This window comes from Pantoea sp. LS15 (assembly GCF_012241585.1).
In the GTDB taxonomy this organism is placed as follows: Bacteria; Pseudomonadota; Gammaproteobacteria; order Enterobacterales; family Enterobacteriaceae; genus Enterobacter.
In genome coordinates this window covers 1-2,796 of sequence record NZ_JAAVXA010000031.1, presented here as the reverse complement: position 1 = coordinate 2,796, position 2,796 = coordinate 1, and the positions used below count along the sequence as shown (strand labels likewise).

Genomic DNA, 2,796 nt, shown 5'->3' with positions numbered 1-2,796 from the left:
AATGGTGTGTTCGAGTCTCTCAAATTTTCGCAATCAGAAGTGAAACATCTTCGGGTTGTGAGGTTAAGCGACTAAGCGTACACGGTGGATGCCCTGGCAGTCAGAGGCGATGAAGGACGTGCTAATCTGCGAAAAGCGCCGGCGAGGTGATATGAACCTTTGACCCGGCGATGTCCGAATGGGGAAACCCAGTGTGTTCCGACACACTATCGTTAACTGAATACATAGGTTAACGAGGCGAACCGGGGGAACTGAAACATCTAAGTACCCCGAGGAAAAGAAATCAACCGAGATTCCCCCAGTAGCGGCGAGCGAACGGGGAGCAGCCCAGAGTCTGAATCAGCTTGTGTGTTAGTGGAAGCGTCTGGAAAGTCGCACGGTACAGGGTGACAGTCCCGTACACGAAAATGCACAGGTTGTGAACTCGAAGAGTAGGGCGGGACACGTGGTATCCTGTCTGAATATGGGGGGACCATCCTCCAAGGCTAAATACTCCTGACTGACCGATAGTGAACCAGTACCGTGAGGGAAAGGCGAAAAGAACCCCGGCGAGGGGAGTGAAAAAGAACCTGAAACCGTGTACGTACAAGCAGTGGGAGCACCTTCGTGGTGTGACTGCGTACCTTTTGTATAATGGGTCAGCGACTTATATTCTGTAGCAAGGTTAACCGTATAGGGGAGCCGAAGGGAAACCGAGTCTTAACTGGGCGTTAAGTTGCAGGGTATAGACCCGAAACCCGGTGATCTAGCCATGGGCAGGTTGAAGGTTGGGTAACACTAACTGGAGGACCGAACCGACTAATGTTGAAAAATTAGCGGATGACTTGTGGCTGGGGGTGAAAGGCCAATCAAACCGGGAGATAGCTGGTTCTCCCCGAAAGCTATTTAGGTAGCGCCTCGTGAACTCATCTTCGGGGGTAGAGCACTGTTTCGGCTAGGGGGCCATCCCGGCTTACCAACCCGATGCAAACTACGAATACCGAAGAATGTTATCACGGGAGACACACGGCGGGTGCTAACGTCCGTCGTGAAGAGGGAAACAACCCAGACCGCCAGCTAAGGTCCCAAAGTCATGGTTAAGTGGGAAACGATGTGGGAAGGCACAGACAGCCAGGATGTTGGCTTAGAAGCAGCCATCATTTAAAGAAAGCGTAATAGCTCACTGGTCGAGTCGGCCTGCGCGGAAGATGTAACGGGGCTAAACCATGCACCGAAGCTGCGGCAGCGACACTATGTGTTGTTGGGTAGGGGAGCGTTCTGTAAGCCGTTGAAGGTGGCCTGTGAGGGTTGCTGGAGGTATCAGAAGTGCGAATGCTGACATAAGTAACGATAATGCGGGTGAAAAGCCCGCACGCCGGAAGACCAAGGGTTCCTGTCCAACGTTAATCGGGGCAGGGTGAGTCGACCCCTAAGGCGAGGCCGAAAGGCGTAGTCGATGGGAAACAGGTTAATATTCCTGTACTTGGTGTTACTGCGAAGGGGGGACGGAGAAGGCTATGTTAGCCGGGCGACGGTTGTCCCGGTTTAAGCATGTAGGCGGAGGTTCCAGGTAAATCCGGTACCTTTTTAACGCTGAGGTGTGATGACGAGGCACTACGGTGCTGAAGTAACAAATGCCCTGCTTCCAGGAAAAGCCTCTAAGCATCAGGTAACATCAAATCGTACCCCAAACCGACACAGGTGGTCAGGTAGAGAATACCAAGGCGCTTGAGAGAACTCGGGTGAAGGAACTAGGCAAAATGGTGCCGTAACTTCGGGAGAAGGCACGCTGATATGTAGGTGAAGCCCCTGCGGGTGGAGCTGAAATCAGTCGAAGATACCAGCTGGCTGCAACTGTTTATTAAAAACACAGCACTGTGCAAACACGAAAGTGGACGTATACGGTGTGACGCCTGCCCGGTGCCGGAAGGTTAATTGATGGGGTTAGCGGCAACGCGAAGCTCTTGATCGAAGCCCCGGTAAACGGCGGCCGTAACTATAACGGTCCTAAGGTAGCGAAATTCCTTGTCGGGTAAGTTCCGACCTGCACGAATGGCGTAATGATGGCCAGGCTGTCTCCACCCGAGACTCAGTGAAATTGAACTCGCTGTGAAGATGCAGTGTACCCGCGGCAAGACGGAAAGACCCCGTGAACCTTTACTATAGCTTGACACTGAACACTGGTCCTTGATGTGTAGGATAGGTGGGAGGCTTTGAAGCGTGGACGCCAGTCTGCGTGGAGCCAACCTTGAAATACCACCCTTTAATGGCTGGTGTTCTAACGTAGACCCGTAATCCGGGTTGCGGACAGTGTCTGGTGGGTAGTTTGACTGGGGCGGTCTCCTCCCAAAGAGTAACGGAGGAGCACGAAGGTTAGCTAATCCTGGTCGGACATCAGGAGGTTAGTGCAATGGCATAAGCTAGCTTGACTGCGAGAGTGACGGCTCGAGCAGGTGCGAAAGCAGGTCATAGTGATCCGGTGGTTCTGAATGGAAGGGCCATCGCTCAACGGATAAAAGGTACTCCGGGGATAACAGGCTGATACCGCCCAAGAGTTCATATCGACGGCGGTGTTTGGCACCTCGATGTCGGCTCATCACATCCTGGGGCTGAAGTAGGTCCCAAGGGTATGGCTGTTCGCCATTTAAAGTGGTACGCGAGCTGGGTTTAGAACGTCGTGAGACAGTTCGGTCCCTATCTGCCGTGGGCGCTGGAGAATTGAGGGGGGCTGCTCCTAGTACGAGAGGACCGGAGTGGACGCATCACTGGTGTTCGGGTTGTCATGCCAATGGCACTGCCCGGTAGCTAAATGCGGAA

General features: G+C 53.3%; 1 rRNA gene. It reads left to right on the top strand.

Features of this window, described 5'->3' with window-relative positions:
• Nucleotides 1–61: 61 nt before the first annotated feature.
• Nucleotides 62–2,796, top strand: a 23S ribosomal RNA gene (locus HED65_RS22390); the annotation flags it as partial.